This is a genomic window from Knoellia tibetensis (assembly GCF_048606415.1).
GTDB classification, from domain to species: Bacteria; Actinomycetota; Actinomycetes; order Actinomycetales; family Dermatophilaceae; genus Knoellia; species Knoellia tibetensis.
In genome coordinates this window covers 1,512,935-1,535,475 of sequence record NZ_JBMBWF010000001.1, presented here as the reverse complement: position 1 = coordinate 1,535,475, position 22,541 = coordinate 1,512,935, and the positions used below count along the sequence as shown (strand labels likewise).

Annotated in this window: 18 protein-coding genes; 12 read left to right on the top strand and 6 right to left on the bottom strand. The window is 72.2% G+C overall.

Features of this window, described 5'->3' with window-relative positions:
- Window positions 1-48 precede the first annotated feature (48 nt).
- From lanM to ACOJV7_RS07285, 7 genes are read left to right on the top strand one after another with little or no spacing between them, the layout of a single operon-like run.
- The gene (gene lanM / locus ACOJV7_RS07315) at window positions 49-3,006 is read left to right on the top strand and encodes a type 2 lanthipeptide synthetase LanM (RefSeq protein ID WP_420189474.1); all 2,958 of its coding nucleotides are present in this window, start codon (window positions 49-51) and stop codon (window positions 3,004-3,006) included.
- Window positions 2,999-5,134: a peptidase domain-containing ABC transporter gene (locus tag ACOJV7_RS07310; protein WP_420189473.1), complete on the top strand. Its 2,136-nt coding sequence runs from the start codon at window positions 2,999-3,001 to the stop codon at window positions 5,132-5,134. Before lanM ends, ACOJV7_RS07310 begins: the two co-directional genes overlap by 8 nt.
- On the top strand, window positions 5,127-7,868 hold the full coding sequence (locus tag ACOJV7_RS07305) for a DUF4135 domain-containing protein (RefSeq protein ID WP_420189472.1): 2,742 nt from the start codon (window positions 5,127-5,129) through the stop codon (window positions 7,866-7,868). The genes ACOJV7_RS07310 and ACOJV7_RS07305 overlap by 8 nt, the downstream gene beginning before the upstream one ends.
- Window positions 7,865-8,917 carry an LLM class flavin-dependent oxidoreductase gene (locus tag ACOJV7_RS07300; protein WP_420189471.1) on the top strand — a complete coding sequence of 351 codons (1,053 nt, stop codon included), beginning with the start codon at window positions 7,865-7,867 and terminating at the stop codon, window positions 8,915-8,917. Before ACOJV7_RS07305 ends, ACOJV7_RS07300 begins: the two co-directional genes overlap by 4 nt.
- A gap of 18 nt (window positions 8,918-8,935) precedes the next feature.
- Window positions 8,936-9,139, top strand: a complete 204-nt coding sequence (locus tag ACOJV7_RS07295) for a hypothetical protein (RefSeq protein ID WP_420189470.1) — start codon at window positions 8,936-8,938, stop codon at window positions 9,137-9,139.
- Window positions 9,136-10,089: an ATP-binding cassette domain-containing protein gene (locus ACOJV7_RS07290; protein WP_420189469.1), complete on the top strand. Its 954-nt coding sequence runs from the start codon at window positions 9,136-9,138 to the stop codon at window positions 10,087-10,089. The genes ACOJV7_RS07295 and ACOJV7_RS07290 overlap by 4 nt, the downstream gene beginning before the upstream one ends.
- Before the next feature lie 13 nt (window positions 10,090-10,102).
- Window positions 10,103-10,930 carry a hypothetical protein gene (locus tag ACOJV7_RS07285; RefSeq protein WP_420189468.1) on the top strand — a complete coding sequence of 276 codons (828 nt, stop codon included), beginning with the start codon at window positions 10,103-10,105 and terminating at the stop codon, window positions 10,928-10,930.
- A 24-nt stretch (window positions 10,931-10,954) separates the two neighbouring features.
- Here the strand turns inward: ACOJV7_RS07285 and ACOJV7_RS07280 are convergent, their stop codons facing one another.
- The 4 genes from ACOJV7_RS07280 to ACOJV7_RS07265 all read right to left on the bottom strand — a co-directional run bounded on the left by ACOJV7_RS07280 (window position 10,955) and on the right by ACOJV7_RS07265 (window position 16,548).
- Window positions 10,955-11,563 (bottom strand): response regulator, encoded by a 609-nt coding sequence (locus ACOJV7_RS07280; RefSeq protein WP_420189467.1) that lies wholly within the window; start codon window positions 11,561-11,563, stop codon window positions 10,955-10,957.
- Window positions 11,564-11,627: 64 nt separating this feature from the next.
- Window positions 11,628-12,785 carry a hypothetical protein gene (locus ACOJV7_RS07275; protein WP_420189466.1) on the bottom strand — a complete coding sequence of 386 codons (1,158 nt, stop codon included), beginning with the start codon at window positions 12,783-12,785 and terminating at the stop codon, window positions 11,628-11,630.
- A complete protein-coding gene (locus ACOJV7_RS07270) occupies window positions 12,782-13,933 on the bottom strand; it encodes a sensor histidine kinase (RefSeq protein WP_420189465.1) in 1,152 nt (383 codons plus the stop codon). Before ACOJV7_RS07270 ends, ACOJV7_RS07275 begins: the two co-directional genes overlap by 4 nt.
- Window positions 13,934-14,148: 215 nt before the next feature.
- On the bottom strand, window positions 14,149-16,548 hold the full coding sequence (locus ACOJV7_RS07265; protein ID WP_420189464.1) for a class III lanthionine synthetase LanKC N-terminal domain-containing protein: 2,400 nt from the start codon (window positions 16,546-16,548) through the stop codon (window positions 14,149-14,151).
- 114 nt (window positions 16,549-16,662) lie between these two features.
- Between ACOJV7_RS07265 and ACOJV7_RS07260 the strand changes: the two genes are divergently transcribed.
- Window positions 16,663-17,592 (top strand): rhomboid family intramembrane serine protease, encoded by a 930-nt coding sequence (locus ACOJV7_RS07260; protein WP_420189463.1) that lies wholly within the window; start codon window positions 16,663-16,665, stop codon window positions 17,590-17,592.
- 275 nt (window positions 17,593-17,867) lie between these two features.
- On the opposite strand, the gene ACOJV7_RS07255 is transcribed toward ACOJV7_RS07260, so the two are convergent.
- The gene (locus tag ACOJV7_RS07255) at window positions 17,868-18,122 is read right to left on the bottom strand and encodes a cell division protein CrgA (protein ID WP_420189462.1); all 255 of its coding nucleotides are present in this window, start codon (window positions 18,120-18,122) and stop codon (window positions 17,868-17,870) included.
- A 69-nt stretch (window positions 18,123-18,191) separates the two neighbouring features.
- Between ACOJV7_RS07255 and ACOJV7_RS07250 the strand changes: the two genes are divergently transcribed.
- The 4 genes from ACOJV7_RS07250 to ACOJV7_RS07235 are packed head-to-tail and all read left to right on the top strand — an operon-like array spanning window position 18,192 to window position 20,530.
- Window positions 18,192-18,944, top strand: a complete 753-nt coding sequence (locus ACOJV7_RS07250; protein ID WP_420189461.1) for a DUF881 domain-containing protein — start codon at window positions 18,192-18,194, stop codon at window positions 18,942-18,944.
- Window positions 18,941-19,642, top strand: a complete 702-nt coding sequence (locus ACOJV7_RS07245) for a class E sortase (protein WP_420189460.1) — start codon at window positions 18,941-18,943, stop codon at window positions 19,640-19,642. Before ACOJV7_RS07250 ends, ACOJV7_RS07245 begins: the two co-directional genes overlap by 4 nt.
- A gap of 13 nt (window positions 19,643-19,655) precedes the next feature.
- Window positions 19,656-19,862, top strand: a complete 207-nt coding sequence (locus tag ACOJV7_RS07240; protein ID WP_420189459.1) for a hypothetical protein — start codon at window positions 19,656-19,658, stop codon at window positions 19,860-19,862.
- Entirely contained in the window at window positions 19,859-20,530 is a 672-nt protein-coding gene (locus ACOJV7_RS07235; RefSeq protein ID WP_420189458.1) for an aminodeoxychorismate/anthranilate synthase component II, read from the top strand. The genes ACOJV7_RS07240 and ACOJV7_RS07235 overlap by 4 nt, the downstream gene beginning before the upstream one ends.
- A gap of 138 nt (window positions 20,531-20,668) precedes the next feature.
- Here the strand turns inward: ACOJV7_RS07235 and pknB are convergent, their stop codons facing one another.
- Window positions 20,669-22,540, bottom strand: coding sequence for a Stk1 family PASTA domain-containing Ser/Thr kinase (gene pknB, locus ACOJV7_RS07230; RefSeq protein WP_420189457.1), 1,872 nt, complete (start codon window positions 22,538-22,540; stop codon window positions 20,669-20,671).
- Between the last annotated feature and the right edge of the window lies 1 nt (window position 22,541).

Genomic DNA, 22,541 nt, shown 5'->3' with positions numbered 1-22,541 from the left:
CCCACCGGCACCACGTCAAGGCTACGCCCACACGCGCCGGAGGACTTCATGACCTTGCCCGACCTCTATCCCGAACTGACCCGCGCCGAGGTCGAGGAAGTCATCGATCCCGTGACGGTGTCGAGGGCGAGCGAGGACCCCCTGGTCGTCTCCCCTGCGGCGCACGGGCTGACCTCCTTCGGGCGCGAGGCCGAGGAGTGGTCCTTCGCCCGGGTGTGCCGGTCCGTGGCCGGTGCCGTCCTCGATGAGCACTGGCCCGCGCTCGACCTCACCCTCGTCCGCGACGAGGGCGACTTCCGTGCCCGAGTCCACTCGGTGCTCGCGACGGACGTGAGTGAGCTGCTCGTCCGACCGCTCGCGGCCGCGCTGGCCCCGGTCGACGGCCGCGACGACGGCCTCGTCTACGCGGAGTTCTGTCGTGACCTCCTCGCCGACGGCCTCGACCGTTTCGCCGCGGCCCATCCGGTGGCCTGGGACCGCCTCGGGCTGCGCCTGAACCAGCGCCTGCGCGCGCTGGCCGAGACGCTCCGCCGGGTCCGCGCCGACCACGCGGACCTCGTCGTGGCCATGGACCTGGCGCCCGAGGCCCGGATCACCGGCATCGGTCTCGCCGGTGACACCCATGCCGGGGGTCGCACGGTGAGCGTCATCGAGCTCGACGACGGGAGCTCACTGGTCTACAAGCCTCGGACCGTCGACTGCGAGGCCGGCTGGGCCGAGCTCGTGGACGTTCTCAACCACCGCCACGGGTTCGGGCTGCGAGCCGCCCGAGTGGTGCCACGACGCGGCTACGGCTACGTCGAGTTCGTCGAGGTGGATCCGGCGGCGACCATCGACCTGCGGTCCGTCGGCCGCCTCGCCGCGGTCCTCTATGCGCTCAACGCGCGGGACATGCACTTCACCAACATCCTCTCGACCGCAGACGGGCCCGTTCCCGTCGATCTCGAGACCCTCCTCCACCCCCTCCGGCAGAAGTCGCACGGCACGCCGGAGACCGAGGACAGCGGATACACCCGACTCGCCGTGTCCGTGTTCGGCACCGGCATCCTGCCCATGGTCATGGCCCGGGAGGGCCGTGACGGATACGCCGACGTGGGCTACCTCGGCGGCGGGGAGGTGCACGGGTCCGGTCCTTTCCGCCAGTTCCGCATCGAGCACCCGTTCAGCGCCAGGATCCGGGTCGGATGGGCTCCCGAGGTCCCGCCGAGCGTGGAGCCGAGCAGGGTGATCGACACGTCCGCCGCGATCGTGCGCGACTCGTGCGCTGCGATGGTCGAGGGCTTCAGCGAGGTGTACGCGACCATCGTGCAGGAGCGGACGAGCTTCATCGCCGCCGTGAGACAGGCCTTCGCCGGGGCCGAGGTCCGCTACGTCCACAACGCCACCGTCCAGTACGCCCAGTGCCTCCGGGTCCTTACCGCGCCGAGCCCGAGCCGGGACGCCGACCTCGCCCAGGGCCTGGTCAAGCGCATCGGCATCGCCAGCCGCGGAGCCGACCCGCGGCTCGTCGACGCCGAGTGTGCCCAGCTGTGGGCGACGGACGTGCCCTACTTCGTCCTTCGGAGCGACTCGACGACCGTGACGGACGGGTCGCCGGAGCGCAGGCCCGTCGCCGAGCTGCCCAGCAGCCCCCTCGCACAGTGCGTGGCGAAGATCGAGGCGTTGTCTCCCCACGACCTCGTCACCCAGGTCCGACTCATCCGGGTGGCGTTCAACGCCAAGCTGCCGGACCCGCACACGATGGCACCCACCGCCGAGGTCCTCGCCCCCTTCACCGCAGTGGAGCGCGACGGGGGCCAGGACGGCGAGCGCGACGCCGACTCCGACACCGACGCCGACCGTCGCGCGCTCGCAGCCGAGGTGGCCCAAGACCTCGTCGACGACATGGTGCAGGACCGCTACGCGCACCTGCCCGCGACGTGGATCGGACCCGTCGCGACCGCTGTGGCGAACCGACCTTGGCCGCCCGGGGTGCTGGGCTACGACCTCTACACCGGGCGGGTCGGCCCTGCCCTCACGCTCGCCGTGCTGTCGGCGCTGCTGGACGACCCCGGGCTCGCCCAGGCGAGCAGCCGCGTCTTCGAGCCGTCAGCGCAGATCCTCGACGCCGGGTCCTTCGAGGCGCGGAGCATCTCCCGCTCGGGCAACGGCGCCTACAGCGGGTTCCCCGGGGCGTTGTGGGCCATGGCGCACGCCGGGCGAGCCTTGGGGAAGCCAGCCCTGACGCGCAGCGCCCGGCGAGGGCTCGACCTCCTCGAGAGCACCCCGGCGCAGTCCTCCTTCTCTGGGGACGGGTGGTACGACCTCATCAGCGGGGACGTCGGCGCCGTCCTGGTGCGGCTCGCGTTGGGCCAGCCCGGTGCCGAGCGGGACGCGGTGGCGGCCTGTGACCACGCCCTGGCGGGTGGGGTGGTGCATCGCATGGAGCAGTCGGGCTTCGCCCACGGCCTCGCCGGCCTGCTCCACCTGGCCGGGCGCACCCACGAGGCAGCGCGCGACGACGCCTCGGCCCGGCTCGCTGACGCGGTGGTGCACGAGCTCGACACCGTCTTCGGCGGCGCCCACGGCACACCGCGGACGAACCGGACCGGCCCGCTCAACGAGAGTGACAGCTGGTGCAACGGCTCGGCGGGCCTCATCGTGGGCATGACGACCGCGGCCAGAGCCGGCCTCGTGGACCCCGCGCGCGTCAACGCCCTCGTCACCGGGGTGGAGGCCGCCTCGATCGCGACGTCCACGACGCTCTGCCACGGCGCCCTCGGCATGTATGACGTGCTCGCGCTCGCCGAGCCGTTCGCGCCCGAGACCGCGGGCGGTCTCCGGCGCCGGCTCGCGAGGTATCTCGACGTCGCCCGGCTGCGCGAGTTCCTGGCGTCCCCGGACAGCCGCTACAACCAGGGCCCCTGTCTCATGGTCGGGCGCGCCGGCGTCGCCTGGCACCTCGCGACCCGGTGTGCGGGAGGGCTTCCCTCCCCCTTGGAGCTGTCGGCGGTGACCGATGGCTAGGGTCCCGGTCACCCTCCAGGTGGCGCAGACGGAGTGTGGCCTGGCGGCGGCCCGCTCACTGCTCGCCGCCCACGGGCACGACGTCTCGACGACGGCCCTGCGTCAGGTCCTCGAGCCCGGCAGGGACGGCTTGAGCCTGGCCCAGGTCGGCGAGCTGCTGCGCGCGCACGGCATGGAGACGACGATCTACCGCGTCAAGCGTCTCGAGGCCCTCGACGTGCTCGACGCACCGTTCGTCGCCCACTGGAAGGGCTACCACTTCGTCGTCGTCGAGCACGTCGGTCGGTCGCACGCCGTCGTCATGGACCCGATGCTGGGCCGGACCCGCGTGACTCGGCGACAGCTCGCCGAGGAGTTCTCGGGGCAGGTGCTCGTCGCCCGGCCCGGGGCCGGGTTCGAACGCCGACGCCGCCCCGTCCTGTCGTCCTGGCGCGACAAGCCTCTCTTCCCCGTGGGGATGGGCTGGACGTATGCGGCCCTGGTCGTCCTCAGCCTCGTCGTGTTCGGCTTCACCCTGTCGATTCCGGTGCTCACAGCACGGCTGGTGGACCGCGCCGTGTCCGACGACCTCGACCTCATGCTCGCGCTCGGCGTCATCGGCACCGCCGCGGGCGGGTTCGTCCTGGTCCAGGCACTGCGGACCGTGGTCGCGACCCGGCTGGTGAGGGCGGTGAGCTGGCGGCTGCTCAACGGAGCCTTCGAGCACCTGGTGAGGTTGCCGCAGGCGTTCTTCGTCAGCCGTCCCCCCGGCGAGCTCATGTACCGCCTCAACAGCATGAACCAGGTCCGCGACATCATCGCCACCAAGCTCGTCCAGGGAGTACTCGACGCCCTCACGGTCCTCGTGCTCATCGGCTACGTGTGCTGGGTCGCACTGCCGCTCGGGCTTGCCGTCGGCGGGCTCACCGCTGCCGTCGTCGTCCTGCTCGGGCTCAGCCGCCGGCTCGTCAAGGAGATCGTCGACAACGAGGTGCACCACAACACCCGGACCCAGAGCATCCAGCTCGACGCCGTGGTGTCGATCACGAACCTCAGGGTCGGCGGCTACGCGTCCACCTACCTCGATGACTGGCGCGCGGAGTACCGCGAGGCGTTGCGGGCCATGGTTCGCCGGATGCGGATCCAGCAGGGGTGGATCGGTGGTCTGGTGGCCGGAGTCCAGGCGTTCGCCCCCATCGCGGTCCTCGTGACGGGCCTGACGTGGGTGCGCGACGGATGGGTCACCGTGGGTGAGGCCGTCGCAGTGCAGGGTGTCGCCGCCCTGCTCTTCGGGCTCAGCGCCTCCGTCTTCGCGAGCATCACGGAGGCGACCGTCGCCGGCCGGTACCTCGAACGCATCGAGGACGTCCTCGCCTACCCGGTGGAGCGCACGGGTGGCCCGGTGACCGAGCTGCCGCACTCGGGTATCGAGCTCGAGGACGTCAGCTTCAGCTACACGAGCCACTCCCCGCCGGTCCTCACCTCGCTGACGACCCGGATCGAGCCGGGCGAGGTCGTGGCCGTCGTCGGGGAGTCGGGTTCGGGCAAGACCACCCTCGGCAAGCTGCTGTGCTCGCTCCATGAGCCGACCAGTGGAACCATCTCCTTCGGTGGCGTCCCTCTGGGACAGCACGACCTGAGCGCACTGCGTCGCCGGATCGGCTACATCCCGCAGGAGGGCTACCTGCACAACCGGACACTCGTCGAGAACCTGGTGCTCGGCACCTCGGCGAGCGAGAAGGACGCGATCGACTTCTGCCGGGACCTGCCCTTCCTCGACTTCGTGGACGCCCTTCCCATGGGCTACCGCACGGTCGTCTCGGAGATGGGCGCGAACTTCTCGGGAGGGCAGCGGCAGCGCATCGCCATCGCCAAGGCCCTGCTTCGACGACCGGCGATCCTCGTCCTGGACGAGGCCACGTCCGCCCTCGACAACGCCAACCAGCGGCGCGTCCACGAGGCGATTGCCGCCCTCGACTGCACCCAGGTGGTCATCGCCCACCGCCTCTCGACCGTCGTCGACGCCGACCACATCATCGTCCTCGAGGGAGGGCGCATCGAGGGGATCGGAACCCACGAGGAGCTGTCGCGGGTGGCGGGGACCTATGCGCGGATGTTCGGCACCACCCAGGAGCTCGTCCATGGATAGGGTCACCCGGTCGGTCCTCGAGCTGAACGAGCAGCGCATCCGCTCCGCCGTGCGGTCGGTCCCGGGGGTGGATCGCGACGTCCTCGTCGCGTCGGTGACGTCATGCGTCGCACAGCGCCTCCAGACCCTGCTGCCGCGGACCTTCGTCGTCGACTTCCACCGCGTGCGCGAAACGTGGGGCCTGCCGGCCGACGCCACCTCCAGCCGGGCGATGACGCGCTACCTCGAGGACTTCGGCCCCGACACCGTCCGTGGCTGGCAGGAGCGCTGGCCCGTCTTCGGAGAGCTCCTCGAGTCGGTGGTCGATGCGGCGGCATTGCACGTCGAGGAGATCGCCACGCGCTGGGTCGCCGACCACGCCGCGGTCGTCGCGCACGGCGTCGGGACCGGGTCGCGGGAGGTCACGCGCATCGAACACCTGGGATCGGACGCGCACCAGGGTGGTCGGACGGTCGCCGCGGTTCACCTGGAGGACGGGTCGAAGGTCGTCTACAAGCCGCGCGACCTCGGTCCCGAGGAGCTCACCCGTCGCTGCCTCACGATCATCTCCGAGCAGGTCGGCCTCGACCTGTCCCGATGTGCTCCGCTCTCCCTGGAACGCGGCGGCTACGGATGGCAGCGGGTCGCCGCGCCTGCTCCGGCGGAGGATGAGCGGGCCGTGCGTGAGCACCACGTGCGCTTCGGCGCAGCGTGCGCTCTGCTCACCGCGATCGGCGCGACCGACATGCACCACGAGAACGTGCTCGCCGTCGGGGACCACCCCCTCTTCCTCGACCTCGAGACCGTGCTGCACGCCTCGGTCGCCCTCACGGCCCAGGACCTCTCGATGGCGGTCATCAACAGGCTCAAGCTCTCGCCTGCCAACACCCTGCTCCTTCCGCAGCGCCTGCCCAGCGGGCCCTACAGCGTGCTGCTGGGCGGTCTCGGTGTGCCCTACGAACAACAGTCGAGCCGGACCGACCGCATCCTCGTGAACCGGGACACCGACGCCGTCGACCTGGCCTCACGCACCTATCCCTTCCAGCACACGGACAACGTCCTTCGCGGCCCCCGTGGTCCGGTCGACCCGCTCGACCACGTCGGCGACCTCCGTGACGGCCTTCGCCGCGGTGTCGCCGCCATCGCGGCCTGCCGAGACCGGCTCATCGACCAGCTCGACGAGACGCCCATCCAGGTCAGGCACATCGTCCGCTCGACCGCCGTCTACGGACGGATCCTCGACGCGGCGACCCATCCGGACAACCTCGGCAGGCGAGAGGACTTCGAGCGGGTCGTGACGATGCTCCGGGCTCCGGTGGGCATCAACCGCCGGTTCGTCAGCTCCTTCGTGCTCGACGCCGAGCGTCAGGCCCTGCGCCGCCTGGACATCCCCTACTTCACCATCCGTTCCGACGACGTGCGCCTGCGCTCCGAGGGTGCGACCTCCGCGCCGGCGGCGGACCTGTCGCCGCGGGATCGTGCGGTCCACGGCCTGCGTGCCGCCGGACCGGAGGCCCTCCCGTTCGACGAGCTCCTGCTCGAGGAGGGCCTGGCCGAGATCCGTTCGGTGCGCCGCGAGCGTGAGCCCGGCTATGCGCCGGTTCGCGAGGGGTCGTGGGGGGAGGACCTCGTCCCGGCGGATGGCGTCGACGCGGTGGCGATCCTCGACCGGCTGCTCCAAGTGTCCGTCGTGGTCGAGGGGGTCGACGGGCGGGAACGCGGCTGGGTCAACGGGGCCTTCGCGCCGACCATCGCCACGTTCGACCCGGGGACCAGCAGCTCGTTCCACGACGGGGGCGGAATCCTGCTGCCGTTCGAGCGAGCGGCGCGAAGCGGCGTGCCGCTCCCGGGAGGGACCGACGACCTCGCCGCCGAGGTGCGACGGGGAGTTCGCGGCCTGGTACGCGTCTACCGGGAGCGGCTGGAGGGTCTGCCCTGGTCGGTGGCGTCGGGCCTGTTGTCCGTCGACTACGTCCTCGGTCACGAGCGAGTCGCACTCGACCTGCCCGAGCCCTCCCCGGCGCCCGAGGCGATGGCGGCTCTGCACCCGAGCGACACGATGAAGGGAGCGCCGGGTGCCGCCGCGCTGCTCTCGTCCTTCTCGCACACGCCCCCCGAGGTCCTCGAACGCCTCATGGCGGTGATGGACTCGGAGGCCCCGGACGCACCAGGCGCCGGCCCTCTCGACCTGGCCCACGGCCCTTTGGGGCTCCTGTGGGCCCGGCACCGTCTCGCGGTGGCGGTCGGCGACGACGTCGAGCGCTCCCGTGTGGCAGGTCTTCTCGCGGCACGGTCCCACGCCCGCGACCCTGCGCCGCGCGGCTGGTGCCACGGTCACGCGGGTCTCATCCTCACCGCCGCCGAGGCCGGCGCCGACGAGGCAGACCTCCGTTGGCATGCGCAGAAGGCCGCTGAGCCACCCACGGCCGGTCGCCCGGTGGACCTGTCGGTGTGCCACGGCGCCGCCGGCGTCGTGCAGGCGCTCGTCCATGTCGCAGCGGTTCTCGGCGACCAGTGGCCGGTCGAGCTCGCCTCGGACCACTGGCAGCAGGTCGCCAAGCACGCGCGGGAGGACGGCTATGTCACCGGCGACCCGTCCCGGCAGGGCCTCCTGGGGTACTTCCTCGGATGGTCCGGCGTCGCCGACACCGCTCTGCTCCTTGCTTCCGCGCGCGCCGGGGCGGCTCGGCTCGCCTCGCCCGAGTGGGTTCCCGTGGCGTTCGCGTCGTCCGCCTCCCCGCGGGGCAGGTCATGAGCCTGCTCGCCGACGCCGAGGCCGGCACCCGGGACGCCCGGCCCGCGGGCCTGCCCACTGAGCTGCCCGTCGGCGTGCTCTTCGGGCAGCAGGTCGACGAGCTTGAGCCACTGGTGGACCACGCCCGCCTCTGCGCCGAGGAGGGGTCACGGCTGTGGATGGGCCAGTCCATGACCGTCGAGACCCACCTCGCCCTGGCGGCGGTCGCCGGTCGGGGCATCAGGGTCGACACCGGGCTCGCGGTCGCGGTGGCGCCCCTGACGACCCCCGCTCTGGCGTGGGCCCAGGCCCGGTCGATCGCGGCGTTGATGGGCCGGTCGATCTCCGCCTGCTACGGCATCGGCTCGTTGGCGGCGGCCCAGGCGATCCGGGGCGAGCCCATGCCGTCCCCCGCCCGGTGGATGCGCGACTTCGTCGGCTCGGTGGGCGCCCTGCGCGAGGACGCCCTCCGGCACCCGGGCACCGAAGGCCTGCCCGAGATCGAGCTCGGATGCGGTGTGCTGCGCCCGACGATGGCGCGGCGCGCGGCGGAGGTCTCCGAGGTCGTGGTCACCTGGCTCACCCCGACCGAACATCTCGCCGCGACCCTGGTCCCGGCGCTGGACCGTGGGGCCGCGGCCGCGGCCCGCCCCCGTCCTCGCGTCGTGGCCATCGTGCCGTGCGCGGTGCGACGCCCGGGACGGGACCCAGTCCGCCTGGCCGCCACCGCGCTCGGCCAACACATCCGGCTCCCCCACTACGCCCAGATGCTTCGCGGCGCGGGCGTCGACCTCCGCGGCGAGCGGGCGCACGACCTGCGCGCGACGCTGCGCAGTGGCCTCTTCGCCTGGGGCGAGCCGGAGCAGATCCGCGCCACCCTCCTCGCGCACGTCGCCGCCGGAGCCGACGAGGTCGTCCTGCACCTCGGTTCCGTGGGCCTCGTCCACGGGCACCGGGCCGCCCTCGCCGACCTGCGCGAGATCTTGGCGGCGCTCGACGACGTCCGGCACGGCGGGGCAGCCCGACCGACAGCGGCCTCGGCCGGACCCACGACCCTGCACCACCCCTGAAAGAGAGAGGTAGAACCCATGTCGAAGTTCCTCTTCGTCTTCTTCCGCGCCAGCTACGGCTGGCCACTCACGGTCGGTGTCATCCTCGCCGCGACCCTGGCCCAACGGGACAAGCTGCCGGCCGCGGGGGTCATCCTCGCTGCGGCCGTCGTGGTGGCGCTCGTGGTCTTCCTGCGCACGGACCTGCCCAAGCTCCGGACGATGGACGAGGGGTCTTCGTGACGGGTTCCGGCACCGGAGAACCCATACGTTTCGAAGGAGTCAGCAAGGCCTACGGCTCCCACCGGGTGCTGGAGGGCTTCGACGTGTCCATCCGCGCCGGCGCGGTCACCGCCCTGCTGGGCCCCAACGGCTCGGGCAAGACCACGGCCCTGAGGATCCTGCTCGGCCATGAGCGAGCCGACGCCGGCCGGGCCCTGGTCGGCGGAGTCGCCTACCAGTCGCTGAGGTTCCCCCTTCGCCACGTCGGGGCTCTTCTGGACGCATCGTGGGTCCATCCACGCCGGTCGGCGAGAGCGCAGCTGACCTGGCTGGCGCAGGCCTCGGGGCTACCACGCTCAGCGGTCGAGCCCGCGCTGGCACAGGTGGGCCTGCATGACGTGGCGGACAACGCGGTGGGCACCTTCTCACTCGGCATGCGTCAGCGGCTCGGCATCGCCGGAACGATCCTGGGCGACCCCTCCGTGCTCGTCTTCGACGAGCCGCTCAACGGGCTGGACCAGTCCGGGGTCGTGTGGGTGCGGCAGTTCCTCGCCGACCAGGCGGCGCACGGCCGCACGGTGCTGCTCTCGACCCACCTGCTCCATGAGGTCGAGCTGTCGGCTCACGACGTCGTCGTCATCGGTCGTCGGGCAGTCCTGTATGCCGGTCCGACCAGTGGCCTGTCGACGGACTGGGAGCGGTCCGTGCGCGTCGACCTCGTCGACCACGACCCGCATGTCCGAGACCTCGAGGCGATCGCGGACCGGCGCGGTTGGCGCCTGCACGCGCGCACCCCGGAGCCCGGGGTGCGGTCGTTCACGATCCAGGGCGCCGACGTGGACGACGTCGCCGCGGAGCTGTCCTCGCACCGCGTGCCCGTGCGCCGGGTCGAGGCTGCCGGTTCACTGGCCGACGCCTACGTCAGTCTCACCGAGGGACGGGCCGACCACGTCGGCGCCGGCCCCGCCTGAAGGAGCGATGAAGATGACCACCACCTCACCCGCGGTCGCACTCGCCCGCGCGGAGTGGACGAAGTGGACGAGTATCCGCCAGACCGCCACCTACGGCGGATCAGCCGTGGGACTCTCGGTCCTCATCACGGCGCTGCTGGCCATGGCCATGCAGCATGCCCACGCCACGTGTGCTGCTCCCGAGGCGACGTGCTCGAAGCCACCGATCGTCGCGCCCGAGTCGGTCGTCACGGCAGGCCTCCTCGGAGACGGCACTCCCGGCGCCGGCCTCATCGCACTCATGCTCCTCGGCGCGGCGACCATCCTCGTCGAGTACCGCTTCGGGACCATGGGCTCGACGTTCCTCGTCGCACCGCGTCGGTCCATGGTCGTGGGGGTCAAGGCGGCGCTGACCTTCGTCGTGGCGTGGGTCCTGGCAGCGGTGGCGGCGGTGACCTCCGGTGTCGTGTTCGACCTCCTCGGCGGCGGAGCCGCCCGCGACATCAACCCCTGGTCGGCGTCGATCCTGGCGATGTCGGTCAAGGGAGCGCTGGTCGTCGCCGTGGCATCGGTCGGCGGTGTTGCCCTGGCGGCTCTGCTGCGCAACGCCATCGCCGTCGTGACTCTCGTCGTGATGTGGCCCCTGGTGCTCGAGCCGCTCCTGCCCTCCTTCGTCCCCGGGTCAGGTGAGACCGTCGCCGGGCTGCTGCCGTTCGTCAACGCCCGCTACTTCGTCGGACTCGGGGACGCAGGCGCTGCCATCCCGTGGGGGCCCGGCCCTGCCGGTGCGTACTTCACGGCGTGGATGGCGGCGCTGTTGTTCGCCGGCATCCTCGTCACGCGTCGGACAACCGTCCGCTGATCCCGCCCATGCCCGCGCCGCGGGTCAGATCAGACCCCGGCTGCGGGCCAGGCGGGCCGCCTCCACGCGGGTCGAGGCGTCGAGCTTCGACATGCAGTTGGACAGGTAGTTGCGCACGGTTCCCGGCGAGAGGAACAGCTCCTCGGCGATCTGGTGGGTCGGGACACCTTGGTCCACGAGACGGAGCACGTCGCGCTCACGAGTCGTCAGCGGACTCGGCCCGGTCATGAGCGCCTCGGCGGCGACGGTGGGATCGAGGGCGATGCCGCCCCGGGCGACCGTGTGGATGGCGGCGACCAGCTCACGGGCACTCAGGGTCTTGACGAGATAGCCCGACGCCCCTGCCGCGAGGGCCGTGCCGAGGTGGCCGCTCCGGGGAAGGGAGGTGAGCAGGAGGACCTTGCACGAGGGAAGGGCCTCCCGAAGGGCCTCGCACGCCTCGATCCCGGTCCCTCCGGGCATGACGATGTCGAGCAGGGCGATGTCCGGCTGGTGCTGCAGTGCTGCGGGCACCACGTCCTCCCCCCGGCCGACGCGCGCCACCACGGTCAGGCCCGGCTCGGTGGCGAGGAGCGCCTCGAACGCCTCTGCCACGAGGTCGAGGTCCTCCGCGATGAGCAGCCGCAACACCATCGTCCCCCTCCGTTCGCCGTCCCCACCCGGGCTCCCGCCTGCGCAGGACAGTATGTCGTGGGTCTCAGGTGCGTGCACGCGTCACCCCGTGGGGAAGCCGGAGCCAGACCTGGTAGCGACCGTCACTCAGCGTGGAGGTCGTGAGCTCGGCGTCGTGGCCTGCCAGCGCCTCACGCCACCGACGCTGTCCCGTCCCGGCGGTGGAGACCCTGCTCCCCGTCGCGCCAGTCGCGCCGGTCGTGCCTGCTCGGCTCGACCCGGACGACGTCGCAACCGGGGCGGCGCCGTCGTTGGTCACGGCGAGGACGGTGGCGTCCTCGTCGACGCGCACGGCAACCACGCACCGGGTCGCGTCGGCGTGCTTGAGCATGTTGGTCACGGCCTCTCGCAGGACGAGCGCCACCATGTCGGCGATGACCGGGTCCGGGACTGCGTCGGCGCTCACGGTCGCAGCGATGCCCAGTCGCTCGCACACGTCCCGGGTGGCCTCGAGCTCGCCTTCGAGGGTCTCGGCGACGGGCTCGATGATGAGCTTCTCCAGCTGGGTGATCCCGTCCTCGAGGAGCGCTTCGATGCCGTGGAGCTGCGCGAGGACGCCGGGGTCGGCGCGGTCGGCGACGGCGACGGTGCCGCGGACCGCTTCGCGGGCGGCCACGAGCGTCCGACCGATGAGCGAGCCCAGCCGGTCGGTCAGCATGGCTCTCTCGTGGTCGACGGGTTCGGCGAGCTCGTGCGTGGCCACCTCGAGCTCTCGGGTGGCACAGGCGGTCCGGTCGAGGAGCACGAGGACGAACACCACGAGGAGGGACTGGGCACCCGAGGTGCTGAGCGTCATGAGGTCCGAGCCCTCCACGACACGCGTGGCGCTGACGAGACCGAGTGCGGCGATGGTGAGCAGGCCCCAACGGAGGCCGATGGAGCGCAGCGCCGTGGTCAGGCCGGCGATGGTGAGGATGTCGATCCCGGGTGCGGGTTCGAGTACCCCGGCGACGAGCAGGGCGGCCGACAGGACCAGGCCGAAGGGGTGGCGCCACCGCATGGGCGTCCAGATCCACGCGCAGAAGGCCAAGGCTCCGAGCAGGTGCGCCAGGACCCAGACGCCGTCCTCGGGGGTTGTCAATGGCACGACGAGGAGCAGCAGGGTCGTCGCCGTGAGCACCACCCGAGGGGCATTGGGCCGGTCGAGCAGGCTTCGCCGGCGGGTCAGGGCCGTCGTGGTCATGCTGTCTCCGGCGTCGCCGCCAGCGTGGCCTCGACGCTCCACCGGCCGTCCTCGCCGACCGCCTGGATTCGACCGCCGGCGCGGCCGACGGCCTGGATGAGCCGCTCCGGGAGGACCACCTGCTCGACGTGCCGCCCGGCCGAGTCGTGCGTCACCCGCACGATGCTCGATCCGTCCGCGCCCGAGTGGAGCCGGACCTCCACCCGGCCCGAGCGGCTCTGGGTCAGGGCCGCGGTCACCATCTCTCGCAGCACGAGGGCAGCGACGTGGAGGTGTGCGGTCGGCAGCGGCCCGCCGACAGCGAGGGAGAAGCTGATGCCCACTCGTGCACACAGCGAACGGGAGATCGCCAGCTCGTCCTCCCAGCTGCTGATCACCGGGCCCGACGTCACGGCACGGACGCGTTCCTGGCCCATCGTCAACGTGTCGCTGAGCTGTTCGAGCCGCGCGTGCACGAGCGGCTGACGATCGTCGACGATCCGCTTGAGCAGCTCCGAGCGCAACGAGGCGGTGATCAACGTCCGACCCATGAGGTCGTGAAGGTCCCGGGCGATCCGCTCGCGCTCGCGGTCCACCCGCTGCCGGGCCAGCTGCTCACGAGCTCTCTGAAGCCGGTCGAGGGTCGTGGCGAGGACGGTGAGGACGGCGAAGACCACTCCGACGACGGTGATCTCGGCCAGGGCCCCGGGAGCGGAGACCTGGGTCAGCCCGCCACCATCGCGGTAGAGCGTGATGAACAGGGCACCGGCGGCGACGAGCGTGGCGACGGCCCTCACCGGCTCGACGCACAGGAGGACGGCCGCCACCCCGAAGGCGAGGGCAGCGTTGGGGCTGCCCCATCCCAGCGGCAGCATCCCGAGCGCGAGCAGGACCCACGTCGTGGCTGCGGGGGGACGATCTCGCAGCAACCGCACCTGGAGGTGGGCGAAGGTCCCCGCGGCCCCCCCGAATGCCAACAGCCCCGCCACGATCCTGGCGAGATCGGACGGGGAGTCGGTGGTCATGAGCCGACCGGCCGCGTTCGCGGCCACCAGCGCTGCGCTCGCGACCCAGCTGCACAGGAGGACGGCCCGGGCGTTGAAGGGGCTGGTGCGCGGGATCCAGCGGACCCGTGCGCCACCTGGGTGCTGCCCCGGGTGGGCGCCCACCCGGGCCCTCCGGCTCAGCAGCCGAAGATGAAGAGCGTCAGCGACCCGAGTGGTGCCTCGAGGTCGACCTCGGGGTCCGGCAGCTCTCGCAGGTTCTCTGTCGTCATGGTGGACATCCTCCGGTTGGTCATGGATCTCGGCGCGGGACGCGGGCTGTTCCCCGACCCCCGCCTGCGATTCAACCGGCGTCGGAAGGTCCCGACCAGTGGGAGGTGTCATCGGTCGGACATGACGACTGTCATGGCAGGTGGGAGGGCTTCGGGTTCGGCCCCCAGCCGTGCGGGCAGGCCGAGCAGGCTGGCTGTCATCGCTGCGGGGTCGTCGGCGAGGGCGAGGAGGACCCCGGCCGACCCGGTGGCGAGGTCGTCGCTGCAGCGCAGCCGTTGGGCCCCGAGCACGGACCAGCCGGAGCCGATCGGCACGCAGTGCCATGACAGGCGCTCCTGCCGGGTGGCGAGAGGCCCGATGTCCCCGGCACGGTCGAGGGCTGCGACCTCACCCGCGAGTCCGTCGAGCAGCCCGGCCACCGGTGCGGCCGTCCGGGTGAGGGTGCAGCGCAGTCCGGCGCGCACCCGGTCCAGCTCCCCGGACCGGTCGTCGAGGAGAGTGGCGGCCAGCAGCGAGGCCGCGGTCCCATGGGCCAGGCCCGTCCGGACGCGGCCGCCGGGAAGCGCGACGAGGCAGTCTCCACGCCACTCGAGGGCGCCGAGCTCGTGGTGCAGCGCAGCCAGCGCCGCACCCCGCAGGTCGAGGTCGAGGAGCTCACCGACCCGCAGGAGGGCCAGCGCCACCCCCGACCCTCCCCTGAGCAAGCCCGTCTCCCGGTCCTCGAGCGCCCCGTCGACGACATCACGCGCGAGGGTCTGCGCGAGATCGCCTGCCTGTCGCCGGAGCACCTGGTCGTCGAGCAGGCCGGCCAGCTCGGCCATCGCCACGGTCACCCCTGACCTGCCGCGGGCCCACGACATCCCCCGAGGCACGCGGTCGTGCCTGTCGACGCCCAGCCGGGCCGCGTCCTCCAGCCGCCCCAGCCGGGCGAGGGCGAGCGCGATGCCGTCCACGCCCTCGAGCAGTCCGCGCACCGCAGCCACCCGGCCGGGGACGGCGGCGAGCCAGTCCAGGTGGGCCGGATCGGGGTCATGGCCAACCGCAGCCAGGGCCAGCAGGACGCCTGCCGCACCGCTGCCAAGGTCGTGCGAGCCCAGCGGCGTCGTGAACTGTTCGATCCCCCCGGGGAAGAGACGGTCGGTGCGCCCTGGCGTCGCCCGGGCCAGGATGCCCTCGGTGAGCCGCCGCCGCCACAGCCCGCGGTCGAGACTGGCCTCCACGCCCGAGACGAAGCGCGCCTCCAGGTCGGGGCGCCGGTCGAGGAGCAGCGCGTCCGGGTCCTCGAGGACACGGGCAACCCTCGCGACCGCGAACTCGTCCCGATCCACCGTCGACCCCTCCGGCGGGACATAGCCGGGTGTGCCGATGGCACCCGTGACGGACACGCCGGCGACGGTCGCACCCTCGAAGTCGACCAACCTCGGACCGTCCGGGCCCATGACCACGTTGGCCGGCTGCAGGTCCCCGTGGACCACGTCGCGTTCACGCATCCGGCGGACGAGGTCCCGCAGGTCGTCGCAGACGCGCCGTGTCCACCGCACGTAGGCCGCGCGTTCTGCGGGGGTGCTCCACGGCAGGCCGTCGGGGTGGCGGCGCCCGAGGAGCGTCGCGAGGTTGGGCCCGTCGACGAGCTCGACCACGAGGAAGTCGGCATCGCGCCGGCGCCAGAGGTCGATGACGGCGGGAGCCACCGCTGCGCCGTGGAGGGCCTCGAGTGCGGCCCGCTCGTGGTGCAGCCGGGTCACGGCATCGACGTCGTGGCCGTCGAGTCCGGTGTGGTGGCGCGCCTCCTTGACGACGACGGGCCGACCGTCGTCGAGTCGCCCTCGATAGACGCCACCGGCGCTGGAACGGTGCAGGACCGCGACCTCGGTCAGCGGGAGGGTGGCGTCCGGCGTCCGCGCGAAGCGCCTGGCCAGGGCGGGCGGTGGTTCGGGGGCCGCCGCCGTGCGGTCGTCGGCGACGGCACCGGCCCCGGGTAGGGTCCGCCCGTCCGGCGCTTCGACCCACTGTTCGACGAACGCGCCGAACCGGACGCCCACAGGGGCATTCGGATGCTCGAGGTCCCCGGGCATGGCCGGGGCGCTCACCCCGGAGAGGGTGGCGGCAAGGGTGTCAACCACGCGAAGAAGGATGTCCAGGTCGGGTGGATACACCGTTGCCGCCTTGCCGGTGAGGCTGCGCGGGGAGTACTTGAGCTGGCCGGCCCGGACCATGCGCGGACCCCGCAGGATCTTGAACGGCACCCCGAGGTCGACACAGACGCGGGCCACATCGCCGAGCACCTTGGGCGCCCTCGCCACCGTGGCCGCGACGTGCACCTTCCATCCCTCCGGCGGAAGGTCCACTCCCGGCGGGCCGGCACGCAGCCACGGCCCGGACAGGTGGGTCGCCCACGTCGGGGGCACGATGTCGGAGAGGTCGTAGGGGTGGGTCTCGTGTGCGGACCAGGGGACGTCGAACACGTCCGAGTCCGCCATCGCGAAGTACAGATAGCGTTCGTCCACCCTTGCCCCCCGTTCGGTCGCCACCATGCTGCACGTGGTGGGTGCTCCCCGCAACGCGGTGGGCCGTGCGGGACCGCCGCGGACCCGGCCGTCCCGGCAGCTAGGCTCGACGCGATGAGCGAGCCGACGGCATACGGACAGACCGGCACTCCCGACGACGTGCCGGTCTGCCCGCGTCACCCCGACCGGGTCTCCTACGTGCGCTGCCAGCGCTGCGGCCGCCCGGTCTGCCCCGAGTGCCAGCGCCCGGCGGCCGTCGGGGTCCAGTGCGTCGACTGCGTGCGCGAGGGGCAGAAGTCGGTCCGCCAGGGCCGCACGATCTTCGGCGGCGACCTGGCCGGCGTCGGCGAGCGTCCCCTCGTGACCGTGACGATCATCGGCATCTGCGTGCTCGTCTTCCTCGGCCAGATGGCCAACCCGCGGCTCACCAACGAGGTCGCGTTCGTGCCCTACCTCGGCGACACCGAGCCGTGGCGCTTCCTCACGTCCGCCTTCGCGCACTCGCCGCGGCAGCTGCTGCACATCGCGTTCAACATGTACGCGCTGTGGGTCATGGGGCAGTACCTCGAGCCGATGCTCGGCCGGGCCCGCTTCGCCGCGCTCTACCTGCTCAGCGCCTTCGGGGGCTCGGTGATGTACCTCCTGCTCTCCTTCCCGGCGACCTTCGACGACATGCGCAACGGCGACTACGGCTCGTGGGAGACCGCGGCCGTGGGCGCCTCGGGGGCGGTGTTCGGCCTCTTCGGCGCCTTCCTCGTCCTCCAGCGCCGGCTCGGCCGGTCCGCGGGCCCGATGGTCGCGACGATCGGCATCAACGCCGTCCTCGGGTTCGTCGTCCCCGGCATCGCCTGGCAGGCCCACCTCGGCGGGCTCGTCGTCGGTGCCGCGTGCGCGGCGGTGTTCGCCTACCTCGGTCGCCGGCCCGACGGCGCCGGGACACAGCGCGCCGGCTTCGGCCTCCACTGGGCCGGCCTCGCGGCCATCGCGGTGCTGCTGCTCGTGCTCACCGTCGTCAAGTACGCCGTCACCAGCTCGGTCCTCTGACGTCGCTGTGCACAGGGCTCGACCCCTGCCCTCGGCGTGCCCAGCACTGTGGACGGCAGGCGCGTCGCCTGTGGATTACACCGGTGTCATTCTCCACAGTGGGGATAACCCCTGTGGACAACCGGGCGTTCGTCCACAGGTCGTCCACACGGTCGGAGACCCGTCCACGGACGGCGGGCGCGGGTCCCACGCTCTGCGTGCGCCGGCATACGGAGCAACGGAACGGCCCCCGACCACGAGGTCGGGGGCCGTTCGGGACGTCGGGAGGAGGGCGCTCAGCGCCAGCGCGTCGTCATGAGGAAGCCGGCCATCATGAACGCGAAGCCCGCGCCGAGGTTCCAGCGACCGATCTGCGGCAGCGGGTACTCCTTCGCGCCGGAGATGTAGTAGGTCACGACCCAGACGAGCCCGATGAGCATGAGCCCGAGCATGACGGGCACGAACCAGCGCGGGTTCGGCTTGACGTTCGTGGTCTGCGCCGTGCGGGGCGGGGTGTAGGCGGGCTTGGCGCGGCCCTTGGACTCTGGCACGGACTCTCTCCTTGGCTAGCGGGGTCGTGGCCTAGCGTAGAGCCTGAAGATCGGAGAGGTGGTGACCGCGTGGTCGAGCGCAGGTTCCGCACGAGGCGACCCACCGTGTGGTCGGTGCTCGTGCCTGTCGTCGCCATCCTCGCCGGGATCCTCTTCGCGACGAGCGGCTCGGTGGCGCAGGGGCGCAGCCTGCGCTCGGACGCCGCCGGCCTGCCCGACATCATCCGCGAGCAGACCCAGGACAACGCGCGGATGACCGAGGAGCTCGAGACGCTCAACGCCGAGGTCGACGCGCTCACCCTCGGCGGCGCTCCCGGCAACGCCGAGGTCGAGGAGCTCAAGAAGAAGGGCGACGCGCTCGGTCTCGCGGCTGGGCGCACCGACGTCGAGGGTCCGGGCGTCGAGGTCCAGCTCACCGACTCCAAGCTCCCCGTCGACCAGCTGCCCGAGGGCTTCTCGGTCGACGACATCGTCGTGCACCAGCAGGACGTGCAGGCCGTCGTCAACGCCCTGTGGGCCGGCGGCGCCGAGGCGATGATGATCCAGGACCAGCGGATCATCGCGACGAGCGCCGTCCGCTGCGTCGGCAACACGCTCATCCTCCAGGGCCGCGTCTACTCCCCGCCCTACCGCATCCGGGCGATCGGCGAGCCGGCGAGGCTGCGGGACATGCTGAACCAGTCGCCCGAGGTGTCGATCTACCAGGAGTACGTCCGCGCCGTCGGCCTCGGCTACCAGGTGCGCTCCTCCGACAGGTACGAGTTCCCCGCCTACGCAGGCTCGATCACGCCCGACTACGCCACGGTGGACGACGACAGGTGAGGCGTGCCGTGGGGGTCCTCGGCGAGCTGCTCCTCACGCTGGGCGGGCTCGTCCTGCTCTTCGTCGTGTGGCAGCTCCTGTGGACCGACGTCGTCTCGGACCGGGCGCAGGCCCGCACCGTGACGAGCCTCGAGCAGGACTTCGCCGACGCGACGCGCGACCCGGCGGGTGCCACCGCCACCCGGATCGGCGGTGACGCCTTCGCCGTCGTGCGGATCCCGCGCTTCGGCCGCGACTACGAGCGTCCGCTCGTCGAGGGCACGTCGGCGGCCGAGCTCGCCCGCGGCCTCGGCCACTACGTCGGCACCGCCGGACCCGGTGAGGTCGGCAACTTCGCCATCGCCGGCCACCGCACGACCTACGGCAAGCCGCTCGCCGAGATCGCCAGCCTGCGTCCCGGCGACGAGGTCATCGTCGAGACCGTGGCGGGCGAGAGCGTGTATGCCGTGCGCAGCCACACCATCGTGCGTCCCTGGGAGTCCGAGGTCATCGCTCCTGTCCCCGGCGACCGGGCGGCCAAGCCCACGAAGGCGATGCTCACGCTCACGTCGTGCCATCCGAGGTTCAGCGCGAAGCAGCGCTACGTCGTGCACGCCGAGCTGGTCCGGACCCGCACCCGCGAGCAGCTCTCGCTCGTCGACGACCTCCCAGCGCCGGCGACCCCACCGACACCCGCCCCGACGACCGCGCCCTCGTGATCGAGACCTCCTGATGTATGCCGCACTGTGGCGAGCGCTGCCGGGTCCCGTCCTCGTCCGGGTCCTGCTCCTCCTCGTGCTGCTCGCGCTCGTGGTGGTCGTGTGCTTCGAGTGGCTCTTCCCGCTCGTCGCATCGTGGCTGCCCTACGACGAGACGACGGTCGGCACGGATACTGGTGCCACGGCATACCCGTCCTTCTCGATCCCGGAGCACTCGTGACCACCACCGCCCGCCGCATCCTCGTCGTCGACAACTACGACTCGTTCGTCTTCACGATCGTCGGCTACCTCGAGCAGCTCGGCGCCGAGTGCACCGTCGTGCGCAACGACGCGGTTGCTCCGGCTGACGCAGCGGAGTTCGACGGCGTGCTCGTCTCGCCGGGCCCGGGGACCCCCGAGGAGGCCGGGGTCTCGATGGCGATGATCGAGGCCTGCGCCGAGCGGTCGCAGCCGATGCTCGGGGTGTGCCTCGGCCACCAGGCGCTCGGCGTCGTCTTCGGCGGGACGGTCGGCCGGGCCCCCGAGCTGCTCCACGGCAAGACCTCGCTCGTCGCGCACGCGGGCCAGGGTGTGCTCGCCGACCTGCCCTCGCCGTTCACGGCGACGCGCTACCACTCGCTGACGATCGACCCGCCGACGATGCCGGACGCGCTGGTGAGCACCGGGCAGACCGGCAGCGGCATCATCATGGCGGTCCAGCACCGCGAGCTGCCGCTGCACGGGGTGCAGTTCCACCCCGAGTCGGTCCTCACCCAGGGCGGCCACCGCCTCCTCGCGAACTGGCTCGAGGTGTGCGGCGACGACGGCGCCGTCGAGCGCTCGCACGGGCTGAGCCCGCTCGTGCACGGCGCGGACGTCGCCGACATCGCCGCCCAGGTCACCGGCTGACGCTCCCGCCCGGGTTCGTCCCACCTTTTGCTCCCCATGCGGGGACGTTGAGGATCCGGAGGAGACATTTCCCTCCGGACCCTCAACCTTCCCTCCGGTCCGAGGCGTGACGACACGCCCGTATGCCGTGTGCCCCGGTCAGGGGTTGGGGAGGGTGACCGACGGGGTCGGCGTGGCGGTGGGCGTCGGGCTCCCCGACGGCGTCGCGGTGGGTGTCGGCGTCGGTGTGGGCGGCGGCGGCGGCGGGAGCTTCTGGGCGACCCGGATGGTCACCTCGGAGCCGAGCGCGATGAGCTCGCCCTCGTCCGGGTCCTGCGCGATCACCGTGCCCTCGGCCGCCTGCGACGTCTGGCGGTAGGTCGTCTTGGGCTTGAGGCCGATGGCGAGCAGCGCCGCCGAGGCCTGGTCCTGGGTCATCGCCGTCAGCTTGGGCACGGCCACCATGCCCGACGCGACCTGCAGGTTGACGACGGTGCCCGGCTCGCGCGACTCGCCGACCTTGGGCGTCGACGAGACGACGCGGTCCTTGGGCTGCGCGGAGGTGTTGACCTTCTCGGTCTTGCCGAGCGTCAGCTTGAGCTTCTCGAGCGCGGCGGTCGCCTCGGCGACGGTCATGCCCGCGAGCTGGGGGACGGCCACCGAGCTCGGACCCGTCGAGACGACGAGCGCCACCGTGGTCTCTGCCGGGTCGACGCGAGCACCGGGCTCGGGGGTCTGCGAGACGACCGAGCCCTCGGGCACCGTGTCGCTGCGCGCCGTGGTCTGGGTGACCTCGTCGAGCCCGACCTTGCGCAGGTCGGCAAGGGCCGTCGGCACCGGCTTGCCCTCGACCGGTGGCACGGACACCTTGGCCGCCTCGGCCTGCATCGCGCGGTACTGCATGAGCCCGAACCCGAGCAGCGCGGCGGCGGTGAGCAGGGCGACGGTGACGAGCACGGCCCGGCGCCCACGGTGGCGCGGACGTTCGTCGCGCGGCACGGCCGCGGGGAAGGTCGAGGTGACCGGACCCGCCGGAGGTGCAGCGGCGGCCGCGTCGTCCCGGCGACGGGTCTGGACGGCATACACCTCGGTGGGTTCGGAGGACGAGAGCGTCGGCGCGGCACCGGCGGCGAGGGCCGCGAGCGAGGCGGTCGCCTCGGGGCTCACCGGGCGGCCGAGGCGGACGCGCTGGAGGTCGCTGCGGAAGGACGCGGCGTCCTGGTAGCGGTCCTCGCGCGGCTTGGCGAGCGAGTGCAGGACGACGGCGTCGAGCTCCTCGGGGATGGACTTTTCGAGGGCGGACGGGGGGATCGGCTGCTCGCCGACGTGCTGGTAGGCGATGGCGACGGGGCTGTCGCCGATGAAGGGCGGGCGGCCGGTGAGCAGCTCGTAGAGCATGCAGCCGGCGGAGTAGAGGTCCGAGCGCGCGTCGACGTTCTGGCCCTGGGCCTGCTCGGGCGAGAGATACTGCGCGGTGCCGATGACGGCCTGCGTCTGGGTCATCGTCGCTGCGGTGTCGGCGATGGCGCGGGCGATGCCGAAGTCCATGACCTTGACTGAGCCGTCGTCGCTGATCATGACGTTGGCCGGCTTGATGTCGCGGTGGACGATGCCCATGCGGTGGCTGTAGCCGAGCGCGTCGAGGACCCCCTCGGTGACGCGCAGCGCCTCCTCGGTCTTGAGCTTGCCCTCGGCGCTGAGGACCTCGCGCAGGGTGCGGCCCTCGACGTACTCCATGACCATGTAGGGGACGGCCACGCGGGCGCCCCCGGACTCGATCGTGTGGTCCTCGCCGGAGTCGTAGACCGCGACGATCGAGCTGTGGTTGAGGCCGGCCGACGACTGCGCCTCGCGGCGGAACCGCTTGATGAAGGACGGGTCGCGGGCGAGGTCGCTGCGCAGCATCTTGATCGCGACGGGCCGCCCGAGCCGGGTGTCGTGGCCGAGGTGGACCTCGGCCATGCCGCCGCGCCCGAGAAGCTCGCCGACCTCGTAGCGGCCCCCGAGCAGCACGGGGTCCTCGCTCGTCACG

What these genes read in the sequence shown, in the direction of transcription:
- ACOJV7_RS07275 (WP_420189466.1), bottom strand. Translation starts at nt 12,785, where the DNA reads ATGACCACGACGGCCCTGACCCGCCGGCGAAGCCTGCTCGACCGGCCC.
- ACOJV7_RS07285 (WP_420189468.1), top strand. Translation starts at nt 10,103, where the DNA reads ATGACCACCACCTCACCCGCGGTCGCACTCGCCCGCGCGGAGTGGACG.
- ACOJV7_RS07300 (WP_420189471.1), top strand. Translation starts at nt 7,865, where the DNA reads ATGAGCCTGCTCGCCGACGCCGAGGCCGGCACCCGGGACGCCCGGCCC.
- ACOJV7_RS07305 (WP_420189472.1), top strand. Translation starts at nt 5,127, where the DNA reads ATGGATAGGGTCACCCGGTCGGTCCTCGAGCTGAACGAGCAGCGCATC.
- ACOJV7_RS07295 (WP_420189470.1), top strand. Translation starts at nt 8,936, where the DNA reads ATGTCGAAGTTCCTCTTCGTCTTCTTCCGCGCCAGCTACGGCTGGCCA.
- lanM (WP_420189474.1), top strand. Translation starts at nt 49, where the DNA reads ATGACCTTGCCCGACCTCTATCCCGAACTGACCCGCGCCGAGGTCGAG.
- ACOJV7_RS07240 (WP_420189459.1), top strand. Translation starts at nt 19,656, where the DNA reads ATGTATGCCGCACTGTGGCGAGCGCTGCCGGGTCCCGTCCTCGTCCGG.
- ACOJV7_RS07260 (WP_420189463.1), top strand. Translation starts at nt 16,663, where the DNA reads ATGAGCGAGCCGACGGCATACGGACAGACCGGCACTCCCGACGACGTG.
- ACOJV7_RS07310 (WP_420189473.1), top strand. Translation starts at nt 2,999, where the DNA reads ATGGCTAGGGTCCCGGTCACCCTCCAGGTGGCGCAGACGGAGTGTGGC.
- ACOJV7_RS07280 (WP_420189467.1), bottom strand. Translation starts at nt 11,563, where the DNA reads ATGGTGTTGCGGCTGCTCATCGCGGAGGACCTCGACCTCGTGGCAGAG.